The sequence below is a fragment of the Brevibacillus sp. NL20B1 genome (genome assembly GCF_018195675.1).
GTDB classification, from domain to species: domain Bacteria; phylum Bacillota; class Bacilli; order Brevibacillales; family Brevibacillaceae; genus Brevibacillus; species Brevibacillus aydinogluensis.
In genome coordinates, this window is the sequence record NZ_JAGTPT010000002.1 from 217,440 (window position 1) to 232,299 (window position 14,860).

Below are 14,860 nucleotides of genomic sequence, written 5' to 3' on the forward strand. Positions count from 1 at the left end.
CCTATTTCGTCAACGTAATGTGGGACTGACAACCGGGATGTTCCCAGACGGACACGGTCACTGGTGCGGGCAGCAGCCCCAGCTCAGCCGCGCACCGGTAGTAGTATTCCAGGCCTGTCCGATGCTCATCCCGAAAATCGTGCATCAGCCCCTGGAAATACTGATACCACAGTTCCTTTCCTCCGCCTAACTGCCCGTTCACGTAGTCCACCAGCGGGATCAGGTTTTGGCGGGTCTTCTCCTTGCTGGCCAAAAAGGCCTCGTGAACCTCTCGCAGCAGGTCGGCGTGTTCGCCGATCACCTCTTTGCGCACGGCCCACAGGGCAAATGTCATGGTATAGCCGGTAAAGCGATGCCACAGCTCACCCAGATCGTAGACGTGATAAGGCCCGCCCTGGAGTTTGGCGAGAATGGCGTCGTCACCGATCAAGAGCGCCCCGTCCGCATCCCGCAGCATCTCCGCCAGCACGGGTTCCTGTGTAACGTACGTGACGTGCAGACCGTAAAACGTTTGCAGAATGATTTTCAGCAAATTGACTGACGTTGCGGACGTGTTGGTCAGGGCGATCCGGGCACCGTCCAGCGCCTCGATCGGCCGTTTGCTGAACAAGAAAATGGAGCCTACTCTCCCTTTGGCGCTGACGGACAGGTCGGCCAGCGCCAGATAGCGGGAGGCATGCTCGGCGTAACTGAAGGACGAAATCACTCCGAGATCGATCTCGCCGCAGGCCAGCGCCTGATTCAGCTTGGCTGGCACCTGCCGGACGAACTCAATCCGGCCGTTGAAACGCTCCTTGTCAAAGTGAAAGTAGACAGGGAGTACGTTGGTGTAAAGGATTTGTCCAATGCGCAAGGACTTTTGCATGATCTATTCCCCCCAGCGCCGGAACAGCTCGTGCGGCACATCCAGCGCGTCCAGTGCTTTTCCCACGACAAAATTGACAAGGTCGTCCATCGTCTGCGGCTTGTGGTAGTACCCTGGCATGGCAGGCAAAATGGTGACGCCGAGGCGGCTCAGCTTCAACATGTTCTCAAGCTGGATGGCATTCAGCGGCGTCTCGCGCGGGACCAGCACCAACCGGCGCCGCTCCTTCAGCATCACGTCAGCCACCCGCTCCAGCAGGTTGCCCGACGCCCCGTGGGCAATGCCGGACAGCGTCCCCATCGAACAAGGGATGACCACCATCCCGTCGCACCGATATGAACCGCTGGCGGCCGGGCAGTTGAAGTCGCGCATGCCCCAGTAATGGAGCGCGCCGGGTGCATCCTGCTGCAGTTTTTCCCGGATCAGGGCCTCCCGGTCGTCGGTGTTCCAGTCCAGCTCGTCCCGAAATACCTGCCAGCCGGCCTCCGTGATCATCAAGTGTACGGTATGGCCGCCGCGCAGCAGTTCCCGGACAAGCCTGACGCCGTAGATGGCGCCGCTCGCCCCGGTAATGCCGACGGCCCATTTTTGTGCGCTCATGCTATCACCAGATCAATCATGGTAAACGTAAACATGACCATGCTTAATATGCCGTTCATATTGAAAAAGGCCACGTCCAGCTTGGACAGGTCTGTCGGTTTTACCAGCAGATGCTCGTAAACCAGGATGGCTCCGGAAATCAGCACGCCGACCAGGAACCAGACGGACAGGTTGGCGGTAACGTACAGGGCCAAAAGACCGATGAAAGTGATGACGTGGCAGGCCCGTGCGACCAGCAGTGCGTTGGCGATGCCAAAGCGGCTTGGCATGGAATAGAGCCCTTCCTTGCGGTCAAACTCATAGTCCTGGCAGGCGTAAATAATGTCAAAGCCGGCGGTCCAAAACATCACGGACAAAAACAGCAGAAGTCCGGTGAAATTCACCTGCCCGGTCGTCGCCACAAAGCCCCCCAGCGGTCCGAACCCGATGGCCACGCCGAGCACGAAATGGCAAAGCCATGTAAAACGTTTCGTGTACGAGTACAGAATCAGGACAAACACCGCGAGCGGCAGCAGTTTGACGGCCAGTGCGTTCAATTGGAAGGCGGCGAAAAACAATAATGCGAAGGAAGCAATAATAAAGACGACAACCTCGGCCACGGAAATCAGTCCGGCCGGAATGGCCCGGTTGGCGGTACGCGGATTTTTCGCATCGATGTACCTGTCGATCAAACGATTCAGCGACATCGCCGCGCTGCGCGCTCCCACCATGGCCACGGTCACCCAGAAAATCTCGCTCCAAGTGGGCCAGGTGTGCTCTACTACAATGTTCCCCAAGACCGCTCCCATAAAAGCAAACGGAAGGGCAAAAATCGAGTGCTCAAACTTGATCATTTCCAAAATAATTTTCAATTTGCGAAGACTCACGTGAAAACACTTCCCATCCACAGAAGGATGCCTATTGGCAAGCTATGCTTTTGTGCCGATGTGCAAAGCGGCCACACCGCCCATAAACAGTTTTACCTGAACCGGCTCCAGTCCTGCCCGTTGAAACATGCGGGCTAGTTCTCGGCTGTCTGGAAAATGGGTCAGTGACTGCGGCAGCCAGGCATACTCCTCGTATTTGTTTACCGTCCATTTGGCGATCAACGGCAGAATCTTGTAAAAGTACAGGTAGAACAATTTGCGGTACGGTAAAAACGGCGGTTTGGACACCTCCAGCGAGACCACTTTCCCGCCGGGTTTGACCACGCGCGTCATTTCGTTCAGCACCGTCTGAATATCGGGTACGTTGCGCAGCGCAAAACCGATGGTGACGAAGTCAAATGTGTTGTCTTCGTACGGGAGCTGCATCGCGTCGCCGTTCACCAGCGTGACCACGCTGTCAAGACCTTCCCGTTTCACCTTGAACGCGCCGACGTCGAGCATGTTCTGGCTGAAGTCAAGACCGACGACCCGCCCTTTTTCCCCGACCGCCTTGGCCAGCGCAATCGTCCAGTCGCAGGTGCCGCAGGCCACGTCAAGCGCCGTGTCGCCGGGTCGTATGTTCATTTGCTTCATCGTGTAATTGCGCCAGGCGATGTGGCTGCCGAAACTGATGATGTTGTTCATCTTGTCGTACTCTGCCGCGATGCTTTCAAACACGGAATGGACGTACTTCGCTTTTTCTTTCATCTGGTTCTGATTCACCTGGATTTACAACTCCTCAATGACCCGTTTCAGCCGGTTGACGCGGTGCGAGTAACGGGAGGTGATCCACGTCAGCACGTGACGGGTCTCCGGCGGATGCAGCGAACGAACCAGCTGCTCACAGATGCTCATCAGTTCCATCGCTTTTGCTTCCAGAGCCGCCGCCACCTGGGCGATCGTCGCTCCCGGTTTTTGCAACAGAAAGCGGGAGAAGCCAAAGGGAACCTGTTGTTGCCACTTTAACTGCTCCCACTCGCCCAGCATGTTCTCCACGGCCGCCGTCTCTGCAAACAGGGCCGTCCAAAACCGGCGCGTTTCTTCATTGTCCGCATACTTGTCCACGATAGCCACGTACAGCCCCGTATCGATTTCCGTCCGCAGCGTCAGGTACTCGTCGGACGACAACCGGCCGTCGCGTTCCGCCATGTACAGCTTCATTTTCGCTTCGTTTACCCGCTGGATGGCGCCCGACAGCACTTGTATCGCTTCCATTTCACCAGCTTCGGCAAGCATTTGGTAGTACCGGCTGCTGTAGTAGTCGCCGGCCAAAACGGTGAGCTGCCGGTTGCGCTCTGCCGCCAGCGAATTGTCATAGGAATTTTTCACGTTCTCGTGCATGTCAAGACCCAACTGAACAAGGGCTGTTGACATGGTGAACGTCCGCGCCCGTTCCTTGGTCATGCCCCGCTCCAGCAGAAACAGGTACAACAGCGCAAGCCGGTTTTCCGCTATGGCCGGAACATCGACATATTGTTCAACAAACGAATGGGTGATACTTTGGCAGATCTGGTCGATGATCGCTCGAACCTCGTCTACATATGTGGTCTGTTCTTTGTTCATGCGTCCTCCTCCACAAGCGGTTCAACCTGGTAGGTGCCTGTTTCCGTTCACTTTCACGTTCTCGCCGGGACCCGGCAAAAAGTCCGTCCCTACAATCATACCACACTTCTTTGGTCAGGGACTAACTCTCCGGTAAAAATAAGGGTCGATACGTACGGAAAAACGGGCTCTGATGTGCGATTCCAGATCGGCAATCTGCTCCGGCGGCGTTTCGTAGGCTGACTTGTCCTTGCGCTGGGCTTCGACGGCGATCAGGAGCTTGGGGGCAGGCGTATCGGGTTCAACTTCCAACAGGCGGATGTAGACCTGCTCCACATTTGCAGTCAACCGAAACAGATCGCGCACCAAGACGTAAAAATCGCGGTATACAAGCGGCAGTTCCGCACGCTGACCGGAGGAAACGGCCAAATCGACATGAACCGACGGATTTTCCCATTTTACACGCTTAATATTATAATGAGTCGACATGAAAGTAAATAAATCCACCACATTTTGCTCGCTCAGATCGACCGGGCGAGACGCCTGGAACGCGGGTATGTCGGGTTGGTTCCAGGTCACCCCGGGAACAAGCGACAGCGTGAGAGCGAGCAGCGTGGAGACGGCAATGGCGGCCAGCAGCCTGCGAGGCATGAGACATCCCTCCTCACCACCATTGTACAAAACAAAAAAGCAGGCTATGCCTGCTTTTACTCCGACGTTTCGATCACGCCGTGGTGAGTGTAGATCACTGCTTTGCCGCGCACCTTGATGGCGGACGTGTGTTCCGTGAACTGGGCGATCATTACCTCGCCCTTGTCCAGCTTTTCCGTGTGGTGAAAACGCGTGTCGGAACCGCGTGTCAAGCCGATGACGTGAACGCCGTTTTCCTTTGCTTTGACGACAAAGTAGTCTTGCTGCGTATAGGGGGACTGTGCCACCTTGTTTCCTCCTTACCCTGCTGAACTGCTACCCCTATGATGTCCCGCCGCTGTTCAACCGTTGCATGATTTTCGCAACGTAGCGCTGGGTCTCACGAGGCAGTTGATCGTACCGGGCTTCCAGCTCTTCGTCGGTGTCGATGCCCAAGCGGTCAATCCGACCGGGACCCGCATTGTAGGCGGCCAGGGCGACCTTCACATTTCCGTCGTACTTATCGAGCAGGCTGCGCAGGTACCTGGTGCCCCCCGCCAGATTTTCATCGGGGTTGTATGCGTTTCGCACGTGCATCGCCCGCGCCGTGCTGTCCATCAACTGCATCAGCCCTTTTGCCCCTGCACGGGAAACGGCATTGGGGTTAAAGTTGGACTCTGCCCGAACCACTTCCCTGACCAGGTTTTCATCCACCCCGAACGTGCGGGCGACATCGCTGATTTTGTTTAAGATAGACTGTCGGCTGACGGATGTGTTCGCCGTCTTCTCCGCGTCGCGCGGCATCGCCTCGCCGAAGGCCCGGTCAAACTCCCAGTCGGGAGAGCCGTCCAGTTCGGCCAGTATCTCTTCGGCGGCAATGACACGTTGACCGCTGGCCAGTTCCGCCTGCAGCAGGTCGGCAAACTGCGCGTCCCCGGCGAGCGGATCGAGAGACGTGCCCGTACCTGCGATCCGGGGCTGCGTTGTGATGGGGAGATATGGCTGAAACGATACGGACATCTTCATTCGGGAACAACCTTTCCTCGCTTGTCTTCATTTCTCATTATAGGAAAGAAAAATCAGGAAGCCAATAGCCAATTTGGCAGGAAAGCAAAAACGTCTCCGCCGGATGATTCCAGCAGAGACGTTTTGCTTGATATGGTCGGAATGCAGGGATTTGAACCCTGGACCTCACCCACCCCAAGGGTGCGCGCTACCGGACTGCGCCACATCCCGACGTAACATTCTTGTGCGGAACAACGACTATTATAAGGGAAGCATACCCAATCTGGCAAGAGAATCATGGAAAAAAACGTGCAATAATTTGCGTACATGCCGAGCCGTTCCGTTTCCGCGACATGCGCACACAGCTGAGGCTGTTTCAACCCGAAAACAACAACGCCTCTCGTGCCAAACTGCTTGGACAAGAGGCGTTCTTCCATGATAGAAGTAGATGGTCGGAATGCAGGGATTTGAACCCTGGACCTCACCCACCCCAAGGGTGCGCGCTACCGGGCTGCGCCACATCCCGACTGTACATCTGTACTATACAATATTTTAACCAGGGTGTCAATACCTTTCCGTCTTATTTCTACTTCCAAGTTATGCACGTTATGTACGTATGAGACTGAATACTTCTGCACGCGCTGCTGCGTCATGGGCAAAGATGCCGCGCACCGCAGAGGTCACCGTTTTGGAACCCGGCTTTTTCACTCCGCGCATGGTCATGCACATATGCTCCGCTTCCACGACTACAACCACGCCGTGCGGGTCCAGCTTGCGGACGATCGCGTCAGCTACGGTCGAGGTAATGCGCTCCTGCAGCTGCGGTCTGCGGGCTACCGCTTCGACGGCCCGAGCCAGCTTGCTCAAGCCCACCACGCGGCCGCCGCGAGGGATGTACGCAACATGAGCCTTGCCGAAGAAGGGCACGAGATGGTGTTCGCACATGGAGTAGAACGGTATGTCTTTTACCAGCACCATCTCTTCGTGGTCTTCGCTAAACACGGTTTCGAAGAACTCTTCTTCGTTTACCCTCATGCCTTCAAAGACTTCCGCGTACATCTTCGCCACCCGTTTGGGCGTATCCAGCAATCCGTCCCGATCCGGATTGTCACCGATTGCTTCGATGATCATGCGGACCGCTTGTTGAATTTTCTCCAGATCGACCTCTTTCAATGACAAAACCTCCCTCTCCAGCGGATGAAACAAGCCCATCTTATCACATTCCCCAGAAAAAAACAAAACGATCCACATATCGTGAAGCATCTGAGAACGTGAAAAAAATCCACATTTCATCAATGTGGATTTTTATGTAAGAGTTTCGTTAACCGATGTAACGATTACTTGATGGAGTCCTTGAGTTGTTTACCAGGCTTGAATGCCGGTACCTTGCTGGAAGCGATCTCGATCTCTTCGCCGGTTTGCGGGTTGCGACCTTTACGAGCCGCACGCTCGCGAACTTCGAAGTTACCGAAACCAATCAGTTGTACTTTCTCTCCGTTTTTCAGTGCTTCCGCAATTGCATCAAGAACTGCATCAACAGCTTTGGTAGCATCTTTCTTGGTGAGTTCGGTGGTCTCAGCCACTTTTGCAATCAGTTCAGTTTTATTCATTTCTTTTCACCTCCCCTCAATGTGCGCCACATCGTTGGTATTACTACTTTTCTTAACCGAAACCAATCGTTTTATACACATGATTGGGTGTTTTTACCGCTCTGACAAGCATATAGTAATACACTGTTCCCGCAAATTCAAGCCCCCTCCTGTCGAATTTAAGCGAAATCCAAGAAAAAAAGGCTTCCCGTCCCGCCGGGAGCCTCTGTTTGCCCTGCCTTTCGTAGGACTTCACGCCCGATTTTTCGCTTACAGAATGATTGCGATAAGTCCGCCCGATCCTTCGTTGATGATCCTCCCCAAGGTCTCCTGCAGCTTGTAGCGGGCGTTGTCCGGCATCATCGTGATCTTGGCCTGGATGCCTTCCCGCACGATGGAATGCAGTGAGCGGCCAAAAATGTCCGAGTTCCAGATCGACAGCGGGTCTCTGTCGAAGTCCTGCATCAGATAGCGGACCAGTTCTTCGCTCTGCTTTTCGGTGCCGATGATCGGCGCGAATTCCGACTCCACGTCGACGCGAATCATGTGAATCGACGGAGCCGTCGCTTTCAGGCGCACACCGAAACGCGGTCCTTGGCGAATCAATTCGGGTTCGTCCAAGGTCATCTCGTGCAGCGACGGTGCGGCGATGCCGTAGCCGGTCGTCCGGACCATGTGCAGCGCCTCCGCCACCTGATCGTACTCCCGCTTGGCATGGGCAAATTCCTGCATGATTTTCAGCAGGTGATCCTTTCCGTTGATTTCGACGCCGACGATTTCCATCAGGATACGGTCGTACAGTTCGTCCGGCGCGTACAGGTCGATTTCGGCAATCCCTTGCCCCATGTGCATTCCGGCCAGAGTTGCCCGTTCTACAAAATCGTACTCGTTGAAATAGCTGACGACCCGGTCCACGTCGCGCAGGCGGCGAATGTCCTTCACTGTCTCCCGTACCGCTTCTTCGTAGTTTTGGCGCAGCCAGTGTCCATTTTCCAGTACCATTACCCAGCTGGGCAGATTCACGTTTACCTCGTGCACAGGGAATTCGAACAGCACTTCCCGCATCAAAAGCAGGATTTCATTTTCCGTCATGTGGTCCACAGACAGGGCCAGCACCGGTACGTCGTATTTCTCCTGCAGTTCCATCCGCAGGGCTTGCGTCTCTTCCGAACGGGGGCGGGTGGAGTTGACCAGGATGACAAACGGCTTGCCGACTTCCTTCAGTTCGGCCACGACCCGTTCTTCCGCTTCGATGTAACTGCTGCGTGGAATCTCCGCAACGCTCCCGTCCGTGGTGACGACAATTCCGATGGTGGAGTGTTCCTGAATGACCTTGCGCGTTCCCACTTCAGCCGCTTCCTCGAATGGAACCGGCTCCTCGTACCACGGCGTGTTGACCATGCGCGGGCCGTTTTCGTCTTCAAAACCCTTCGCGCCCTGCACAGTATAACCGACGCAGTCGACGAGCCGAACGTTGATGCTGAGCCCTTCCGTCACGTTTACCTGTACAGCCTGATTCGGAACAAATTTGGGTTCCGTCGTCATGATTGTTCGGCCGGACGCGCTCTGCGGCAGTTCATCCGTGGCGCGTATCCGCTCCGCCTCCGACTGGATGTTGGGAATGACGACCTGTTCCATGAATCGTTTGATAAACGTCGATTTTCCCGTCCGGACAGGTCCCACGACGCCCAGGTAAATATCCCCACCCGTCCGTTCGGCAATGTCTTTAAAGATGTCGACTCGTTCCACCATCGATGACCTCCTCCTATTTGTCTATTGATACACTATGACCATTTTTCCGAATTATCCCTGACCGTCAGTATTTTCCCGAGAATCTCGTACTAGAATCGTGGACAATACATGTATATGTGCGCCCCGCCGCGCTAGAACAAAAAAAATAACCGCCCGGACCTGCGGAAAACGACTCCCCTGCAGACAGCAGTCTGTGCAGCCGGGAATCATCCGCATCAAGTCGGGCGGGATTTATTCACATGAGAAAGGCGGATGCAGGAGCAAGCCGCCTGTGCGCCTTTTTACAGTTTCTGCAGGCGGGGTTCGCCGTCCACCAGTTCGTAGGGAAACGACTTGGCCGGGACGAACATGGAATGACGCGCCATCACGTACCGCGGGTCGGTATTCTCCATGACCTCCGCTTTTTTGCTGCGCAGGATGTTGGCGATGTCGGCAGCGTAATCGATGCCAACTTCACCTTTGGCATTCATGACGAGCGGGAGCAGATAGTTGCCTTCCGTCGACATGACTTGCACGTCCTGCATGGACATCTTCTGAAAATCGATGGAGTAATAGCCGTTGCCGAGATCAGCTTTGATCGGCAGCTTGCCGTAATTCCGCACGAAGTTGTTGACGGCGCTCTGCACGTCGGCCACTTTGCTGACAGCGCCCAAATGAATCAGCCGAACGGTTGGCTTGGTTTCCACATCGATCAGCACGTACTTGTATACGCCGCCTTTTTCAAACGAGTTGCCCGGCGCATCCGGCAGGTATTTGGGCATCATTTTGCGAAAATCGAGCTCGTACTTCTCGAAGATCGGCGTATCCGCCGGTTTCGTCACAATCGGCAGCACGCCCGTGTCTTGTTGGTACTGTTCCACCGCTTTTTGCGTTGCCTCCAGATAAAATTCGCTGGGAATCTGGTTCTCCATTTTCCGTTCTTCCGGATACAGGCAACCGCCCAGCAGGACAGACAAGACCGCCAGCATTACCGGCAGCCGCAACGCAGTGTGCCATGTTTGCCACATCACCTGTTACACCTCTTGCTACCATTCTTCTTGCTGGGCGCGCTGCGACTCCAGCGCCGCCCGAACGACCGACTTCCATCGGCTCTCCGGGATACGCACCGTGCAGTCCTGCCCGGTGGTTTTCGCCTGACAGGCCAGCCGGATGCCTTTGCGGATATCATCTTCCGGCATCTTGCGCCGCTCCAACGGCGACGGTTCAGACAAGCGTCCGCTTTCCACGATGATGCGGCACATCAGGCAGGAAGCGTGTCCGCCGCACCGCTGCGGGATGACGACCCGCGCCGCCATGGCTGCACTTGTGACCAGTTGGCCCGGCCGCGTCTTTACGCTTTTTCCCGAGGGCAAAAACGTCAGTTTTCCCACGCTGTCAGCCCCCTGTCAATACGGACGGTGCGCCAATGTCACGCGCCCCTGTCTGACTATTTGGATTTGGCAGCCCAGACGGTACCCTTCCGCTCGCTCTGCCTTGCGAAGCCGCAGCTTCTCCTCCTTTGTCACTTCATTGAGGCAGTCGGCTCCTTCCTGCACCAGCGTCCGGCACTGGGCACATATTCCCCGCTCACAGGCGTATCCCCACCCCAGCTTGTGCCGTTTGGCGATGGACACGATTGTCACATCGGTTTCCACGGGCAGTTGATGGGTGCCGGTGCGGGAGATCAATGTCAGTTGCCCCATCGCGTACCCTCCTTCATGCAAAAATCACTATTAGAATCATTACGAATACAGCCAGCAGCATCAAAAATGCGACTGTCTTCAGCAGGAACGACACCAGGCCGTTTTTCGTCTTGCGCGCATAGAGCACCATGAAATTGCATACGAACATCAGCGCGATGGCGATCAGCGAGATGTTCATCTTGGTCATTGGATCGATAGGCATATGTACGACAGCATCCTTTTTTCCGTTTTTGAAATAGTATACCATACTTCTTGTTCTGCCGCTCCCGTCCGGTGAACCTCACTCTAGACGTTCGCATAGACTATCGTGATGAATCCGCCTATTGGAGGGATGGCTGATGACCACTCGGAAATGGCGTAATCCCTACGCTCCCATACCGAGCAGAAAACTGAGCGACAAGGTGCAGGAGGTGTCGCTCGCCGTCACGCCGCGAAAGACGGTGCCGGAAGTGACCGACCTGCGCTCGTCTGTTTCGCGGATGCGCAGCAACATCAAGGGGATCAGCAGCACGATCCGCCAGGTCGAAGAAACGATGGATACGCTGTACGGCGCGATGCAGCTCTTTGAAAGACTGGGAAAACGCTCGGCGGAGGCGGCGGATACGGAAAAGCCCGCCGGCAAACGGCAGTCTGCGGAGACAAGCAGCCCGGCCAACGAAGCGGCCGAAGGCAACAACGGGGGCGGCAATCTGCTGGGAAACATCGACATCAACCAGCTTCTCAGCCTGCTGCAATCCCCGCTGGTGCAAAGCCTGCTGAACCAGACGGCAAACGGTGCCGCGAAACGAAAAAAAGAGGGATGACATCCCTCTTTTTTTCTTGAATCTGTAGGCCAGCCATGTCCCTGTAGAGCCATGATTGTTCCTAGTCATACTGTATGACGTTTTGCGCAACAGGGAACGGGCATAATCGCCCAAATCGCTTACTTCAGCAATTTGCTGAGCGAGGACAGGTCGCTGAGGTTGATCTCCTGGTTGCGGAACATCTGCACGACCTTGTCTTCCTGCTCTTCGTTCAAGGTTTTGCCGTTCAATGCGGCGAGCGATCGGATTACGTGGCGCAGTTTGGCCTCGTCCTCAAAGTCGTCTCGCGTAAAATTGCTGGCCAGCGTGCGCAGCCTGCCCTCATCCACGTTTCCTCCTGCTTTTGCCAGCAACCGTTCCAATAAACGATACGACACGTTTTTGCTCATCCCTTCAGCTCCTCCTTACGGCTTAGGCAATACTGCCACATCAATAACGTATGTACAGGAGCCTAATATGGTGAGCGAACGTCCGTGACTTTACACGCCAAACGGCCCGAGGTATTCCATTTCGCGCGTGCGGCCGCGTCCCATCAGTTCTTCCACGCCCTGACGGGGCGACTTGCCTTCAAATAAAATCCCGTACAGCACCGAGGCGATCGGCATGTCCACCTGATTGCGGCTGGCCAGCGCGTACGCGGCTTTGGTCGTGCGCACGCCTTCCACCACCATGCCCATCTGCTCCAGCACCTCGTCCAGCGGTTTTCCCTGGCCAAGCAGATATCCGGCCCGCCAGTTGCGGCTGTGCTTGCTCGTGCAGGTGACGATCAGGTCGCCCACGCCGGCCAGTCCGGCAAACGTCAGCGGCATGGCGCCCAGTTTGATACCAAGCCGGGTAATTTCCGCCAGGCCGCGGGTGAGCAGCGCTGCTTTGGCGTTGTCGCCAAATCCCAGCCCGTCGGACATCCCCGCTCCCAGCGCGATGATGTTCTTCAGGGCCCCGGCAATCTCCGCTCCGACCAGGTCGGGGTTGGTATAGACGCGGAAATACGCGTTCATGAACAGGTCCTGTGCGCGCAGCATGCGGTCCTCGCAAGCGGAAGCGACGACTACCGTGGTCGGCGACCGGCGCACCACTTCCTCTGCATGGCTCGGTCCTGTCAGCACAACGACTCCTTTGCCGATCGGCTCGGGCACTTCCTCGCCGATCACCTCCGTCATGCGCTTCAAACTCTCCAGTTCAAAGCCTTTGGCGGCGTGAATCAGCAGCACATCCGGACGCAAAAATGGCGCAAGCTCGCGCGTCACCTGCCGCATCGCGTGCGAGGGGACGGCCAACAGCACAACCGGTTTGTCCGACACGACCTCCCGCAGATCGACCGAGGCACGAATCCCGGGTGACAGCATTACGCGCGGCAGGTATTTTTCATTGGTATGACGGGTATTGACCTCGTCGGCCAGTTTCGGATCGCGCACCCAGACGTTTACGCGATGGCCGTTATCCGCCAAGACCGAGGCCAGCGCCGTACCCCAACTGCCGGCGCCGATAACAGCAACATCCTGACTCACATGATTCCCTCCACGTTACCTTACTGCAGATTGCGCTGGGACGGTTCCCCCAGTTTGCGCTCTCTGCCTGCAAGAAGATTTTGGATATTGTTGTAATGGCGGACGTAGGCGAAGACAGCAAGGGCAATGCTGACCCAGACGAACGCCATGTCCTTGGCGAGAAAATACAGACACACCGGCAGTAGTGTCACAAACACGAGCGAACCCAGCGACACATATCGCGTCAGAGCAATGACCACAACGGTGACGATGACCGAGATGAGAAAGGCCAACGGAGAGAAGCCCAGTGCCACACCCAGCGTGGTGGCGATACCCTTCCCCCCGCGAAATCCGTAATAGACAGGCCAGTTATGCCCGACGATGGCAAACAGCCCGGACATCGCGTACGCCGTCGGATCGCCGTTTGTCAGCAGGTGCGTGATGCCCATCGCGGCCAGTCCCTTCAGCGCGTCCAGGACCAGCACGACGACGGCCGGTCCTTTTCCCAGAACGCGCAGGGTATTGGTCGCGCCTGCGTTTCCGCTGCCGTGGGCGCGAATGTCAATGCCCGCAATCTTTTTGGCAATAAGATAACTGAAGCTGATCGAGCCGATCAGGTAACTGATCACCCAGGACAAAAACAGCATGTTGTTTCCTCTCCCTATGTTTTTTTGCGCGTCCAAATCCGGATCGGCGTGCCTTCGAAGACAAACGCCTCCCGTATTTTGTTTTCAATGTAACGCTCATAGGAGAAATGCATCAGTTCCGGGTCGTTGACAAACAGAATGAAGGTTGGCGGTTTGACGGCCGCCTGGGTCGCGTAGTTGATTTTCAGCCGCTTGCCCCGGTCCGACGGCGGCGGTGTCATGATCGTCGCGTCCGTGATCAGATCGTTCAGCACCGATGTGGAGACGCGCATCGAATGCGCTTCCGCCACCTGGTTGACTTTCGGCAAAATCGTGTGAATCCGCTGCTTGGTTTTGGCCGAGACAAACAGAATCGGCGCGTAATCCAGATACTTGAACTCTTCCCGGATCAACTCGGTGAAGCGAAGCATCGTCTTGTCGTCCTTTTCGACCGCATCCCATTTGTTGACAACGATAATCACGGCGCGGCCTGCTTCGTGGGCGTACCCGGCGATCTTCTTGTCCTGCTCGATAATGCCTTCTTCCCCATTCAGGACGACCAGCACGACATCCGACTCTTCGATCGCCTTCATCGCCCGCATCACGCTGTATTTTTCCGTCGTTTCATATACTTTGCCCCGTTTGCGCATCCCGGCAGTGTCGATCAAAATGTAGTGCTGCCCGTCGCGCTCAAACGGCGTGTCGATGGCATCCCGCGTCGTGCCGGCCACATCGCTGACGATGACGCGCTCTTCACCAAGGATCGCGTTGGTGAGTGAAGATTTCCCTACGTTGGGCCGCCCAATGATGGCGATGCGGATTACGTCGTCGTCCCGCTCTTCTTCCTCTCCTCCCGGGAAGTGCTTCACCACCTCTTCGAGCACGTCGCCCAAGCCAAGCCCGTGACTGCCGGAAACAGGGAATGGATCGCCCAGTCCCAGCGTGTAAAAGTCGTAAATGTCAGCACGCATGTCCGGATTGTCGATCTTGTTGACGATCAAAACGATCGGCTTCCCGGTGCGGTTCAGCATGCGCGCCAGTTCCTGATCGGCATCGGTTACGCCGGCGCGGCTGTCGGTCACCATCAGGATGACGTCTGCCTCGTCGATGGCCAGTTCCGCCTGGTGGCGCATTTGTGTGAGAATTGCGTCGGTCTCACCAAATTCGATGCCGCCGGTATCGATGACGTGGAAGTAGCGGTTCAGCCATTCCCCCTTCCCGTACAGGCGGTCGCGGGTCACGCCCGGCTTGTCCTCCACGATGGCGATGCGCTCACCGACCAATCGGTTAAAAATCGTGGACTTGCCCACGTTGGGTCTACCCACAATGGCTACCACTGGCAATCCCATAGTTGACAACACTCTCTCTCATATC

The 14,860-nt window shown here is 56.0% G+C and carries 20 protein-coding genes and 2 tRNA genes; 1 reads left to right on the plus strand and 21 read right to left on the minus strand.

Annotation, left to right across the window (positions count from 1 at the left end):
* Position 1: 1 nt before the first annotated feature.
* From KDN35_RS02765 to KDN35_RS02845, 17 genes are all read right to left on the minus strand, one after another.
* A complete protein-coding gene (locus KDN35_RS02765; protein ID WP_212132015.1) occupies positions 2-865 on the minus strand; it encodes a menaquinone biosynthetic enzyme MqnA/MqnD family protein in 864 nt (287 codons plus the stop codon).
* Between the two features lie 3 nt (positions 866-868).
* The gene (locus KDN35_RS02770; RefSeq protein WP_171564983.1) at positions 869-1,465 is read right to left on the minus strand and encodes a UbiX family flavin prenyltransferase; all 597 of its coding nucleotides are present in this window, start codon (positions 1,463-1,465) and stop codon (positions 869-871) included.
* Positions 1,462-2,331 carry a UbiA-like polyprenyltransferase gene (locus tag KDN35_RS02775; protein ID WP_212132016.1) on the minus strand — a complete coding sequence of 290 codons (870 nt, stop codon included), beginning with the start codon at positions 2,329-2,331 and terminating at the stop codon, positions 1,462-1,464. Before KDN35_RS02775 ends, KDN35_RS02770 begins: the two co-directional genes overlap by 4 nt.
* A gap of 42 nt (positions 2,332-2,373) precedes the next feature.
* Positions 2,374-3,093: a demethylmenaquinone methyltransferase gene (locus KDN35_RS02780; RefSeq protein WP_304414359.1), complete on the minus strand. Its 720-nt coding sequence runs from the start codon at positions 3,091-3,093 to the stop codon at positions 2,374-2,376.
* A gap of 6 nt (positions 3,094-3,099) precedes the next feature.
* A complete protein-coding gene (locus tag KDN35_RS02785) occupies positions 3,100-3,933 on the minus strand; it encodes a heptaprenyl diphosphate synthase component 1 (RefSeq protein ID WP_171564985.1) in 834 nt (277 codons plus the stop codon).
* A gap of 114 nt (positions 3,934-4,047) precedes the next feature.
* Positions 4,048-4,563, minus strand: coding sequence for a hypothetical protein (locus tag KDN35_RS02790; RefSeq protein ID WP_171564986.1), 516 nt, complete (start codon positions 4,561-4,563; stop codon positions 4,048-4,050).
* Positions 4,564-4,619: 56 nt separating this feature from the next.
* A complete protein-coding gene (gene mtrB, locus KDN35_RS02795; RefSeq protein ID WP_029099598.1) occupies positions 4,620-4,850 on the minus strand; it encodes a trp RNA-binding attenuation protein MtrB in 231 nt (76 codons plus the stop codon).
* Between the two features lie 34 nt (positions 4,851-4,884).
* A complete protein-coding gene (locus KDN35_RS02800; RefSeq protein WP_212132017.1) occupies positions 4,885-5,568 on the minus strand; it encodes a lytic transglycosylase domain-containing protein in 684 nt (227 codons plus the stop codon).
* A 133-nt stretch (positions 5,569-5,701) separates the two neighbouring features.
* Positions 5,702-5,778, minus strand: a tRNA-Pro gene (locus KDN35_RS02805).
* Positions 5,779-5,996: 218 nt separating this feature from the next.
* Positions 5,997-6,073, minus strand: a tRNA-Pro gene (locus tag KDN35_RS02810).
* 80 nt (positions 6,074-6,153) lie between these two features.
* On the minus strand, positions 6,154-6,720 hold the full coding sequence (gene folE / locus KDN35_RS02815) for a GTP cyclohydrolase I FolE (protein WP_171564988.1): 567 nt from the start codon (positions 6,718-6,720) through the stop codon (positions 6,154-6,156).
* Positions 6,721-6,884: 164 nt separating this feature from the next.
* Entirely contained in the window at positions 6,885-7,157 is a 273-nt protein-coding gene (locus tag KDN35_RS02820) for an HU family DNA-binding protein (RefSeq protein WP_029099595.1), read from the minus strand.
* Positions 7,158-7,406: 249 nt separating this feature from the next.
* Entirely contained in the window at positions 7,407-8,885 is a 1,479-nt protein-coding gene (gene spoIVA / locus KDN35_RS02825; protein ID WP_171565025.1) for a stage IV sporulation protein A, read from the minus strand.
* A gap of 284 nt (positions 8,886-9,169) precedes the next feature.
* Positions 9,170-9,895: a hypothetical protein gene (locus KDN35_RS02830; protein ID WP_212132018.1), complete on the minus strand. Its 726-nt coding sequence runs from the start codon at positions 9,893-9,895 to the stop codon at positions 9,170-9,172.
* A gap of 18 nt (positions 9,896-9,913) precedes the next feature.
* Positions 9,914-10,258 carry a 2Fe-2S iron-sulfur cluster-binding protein gene (locus tag KDN35_RS02835; RefSeq protein WP_171564990.1) on the minus strand — a complete coding sequence of 115 codons (345 nt, stop codon included), beginning with the start codon at positions 10,256-10,258 and terminating at the stop codon, positions 9,914-9,916.
* A 15-nt stretch (positions 10,259-10,273) separates the two neighbouring features.
* Positions 10,274-10,570 (minus strand): 2Fe-2S iron-sulfur cluster-binding protein, encoded by a 297-nt coding sequence (locus KDN35_RS02840; RefSeq protein WP_171564991.1) that lies wholly within the window; start codon positions 10,568-10,570, stop codon positions 10,274-10,276.
* Positions 10,571-10,583: 13 nt separating this feature from the next.
* Positions 10,584-10,757, minus strand: a complete 174-nt coding sequence (locus KDN35_RS02845) for a DUF2768 family protein (protein ID WP_249178867.1) — start codon at positions 10,755-10,757, stop codon at positions 10,584-10,586.
* A 151-nt stretch (positions 10,758-10,908) separates the two neighbouring features.
* Here KDN35_RS02845 and KDN35_RS02850 point away from each other — a divergent pair, with 151 nt between their 5' ends.
* Positions 10,909-11,373 (plus strand): hypothetical protein, encoded by a 465-nt coding sequence (locus KDN35_RS02850; protein ID WP_171564993.1) that lies wholly within the window; start codon positions 10,909-10,911, stop codon positions 11,371-11,373.
* A 119-nt stretch (positions 11,374-11,492) separates the two neighbouring features.
* Here KDN35_RS02850 and KDN35_RS02855 read toward each other — a convergent pair whose 3' ends face one another.
* From KDN35_RS02855 to der, 4 genes are all read right to left on the minus strand, one after another.
* Positions 11,493-11,762: a stage VI sporulation protein F gene (locus tag KDN35_RS02855; RefSeq protein WP_212132019.1), complete on the minus strand. Its 270-nt coding sequence runs from the start codon at positions 11,760-11,762 to the stop codon at positions 11,493-11,495.
* A gap of 90 nt (positions 11,763-11,852) precedes the next feature.
* Positions 11,853-12,881, minus strand: a complete 1,029-nt coding sequence (locus tag KDN35_RS02860) for an NAD(P)H-dependent glycerol-3-phosphate dehydrogenase (RefSeq protein ID WP_171564995.1) — start codon at positions 12,879-12,881, stop codon at positions 11,853-11,855.
* A 20-nt stretch (positions 12,882-12,901) separates the two neighbouring features.
* The gene (gene plsY / locus KDN35_RS02865; protein ID WP_171564996.1) at positions 12,902-13,507 is read right to left on the minus strand and encodes a glycerol-3-phosphate 1-O-acyltransferase PlsY; all 606 of its coding nucleotides are present in this window, start codon (positions 13,505-13,507) and stop codon (positions 12,902-12,904) included.
* A gap of 14 nt (positions 13,508-13,521) precedes the next feature.
* Positions 13,522-14,835, minus strand: coding sequence for a ribosome biogenesis GTPase Der (gene der, locus KDN35_RS02870; protein WP_212132020.1), 1,314 nt, complete (start codon positions 14,833-14,835; stop codon positions 13,522-13,524).
* Positions 14,836-14,860: the final 25 nt, after the last annotated feature.

Bases quoted from the DNA above. Each gene is read 5' to 3' on its own strand.
- KDN35_RS02765 (WP_212132015.1), bottom strand. From the start codon at position 865: ATGCAAAAGTCCTTGCGCATTGGACAAATCCTTTACACCAACGTACTC.
- KDN35_RS02770 (WP_171564983.1), bottom strand. From the start codon at position 1,465: ATGAGCGCACAAAAATGGGCCGTCGGCATTACCGGGGCGAGCGGCGCC.
- KDN35_RS02785 (WP_171564985.1), bottom strand. From the start codon at position 3,933: ATGAACAAAGAACAGACCACATATGTAGACGAGGTTCGAGCGATCATC.
- KDN35_RS02790 (WP_171564986.1), bottom strand. From the start codon at position 4,563: ATGCCTCGCAGGCTGCTGGCCGCCATTGCCGTCTCCACGCTGCTCGCT.
- KDN35_RS02800 (WP_212132017.1), bottom strand. From the start codon at position 5,568: ATGAAGATGTCCGTATCGTTTCAGCCATATCTCCCCATCACAACGCAG.
- KDN35_RS02820 (WP_029099595.1), bottom strand. From the start codon at position 7,157: ATGAATAAAACTGAACTGATTGCAAAAGTGGCTGAGACCACCGAACTC.
- KDN35_RS02830 (WP_212132018.1), bottom strand. From the start codon at position 9,895: ATGTGGCAAACATGGCACACTGCGTTGCGGCTGCCGGTAATGCTGGCG.
- KDN35_RS02840 (WP_171564991.1), bottom strand. From the start codon at position 10,570: ATGGGGCAACTGACATTGATCTCCCGCACCGGCACCCATCAACTGCCC.
- KDN35_RS02845 (WP_249178867.1), bottom strand. From the start codon at position 10,757: ATGACCAAGATGAACATCTCGCTGATCGCCATCGCGCTGATGTTCGTA.
- KDN35_RS02850 (WP_171564993.1), top strand. From the start codon at position 10,909: ATGACCACTCGGAAATGGCGTAATCCCTACGCTCCCATACCGAGCAGA.
- KDN35_RS02855 (WP_212132019.1), bottom strand. From the start codon at position 11,762: ATGAGCAAAAACGTGTCGTATCGTTTATTGGAACGGTTGCTGGCAAAA.
- plsY (WP_171564996.1), bottom strand. From the start codon at position 13,507: ATGCTGTTTTTGTCCTGGGTGATCAGTTACCTGATCGGCTCGATCAGC.
- der (WP_212132020.1), bottom strand. From the start codon at position 14,835: ATGGGATTGCCAGTGGTAGCCATTGTGGGTAGACCCAACGTGGGCAAG.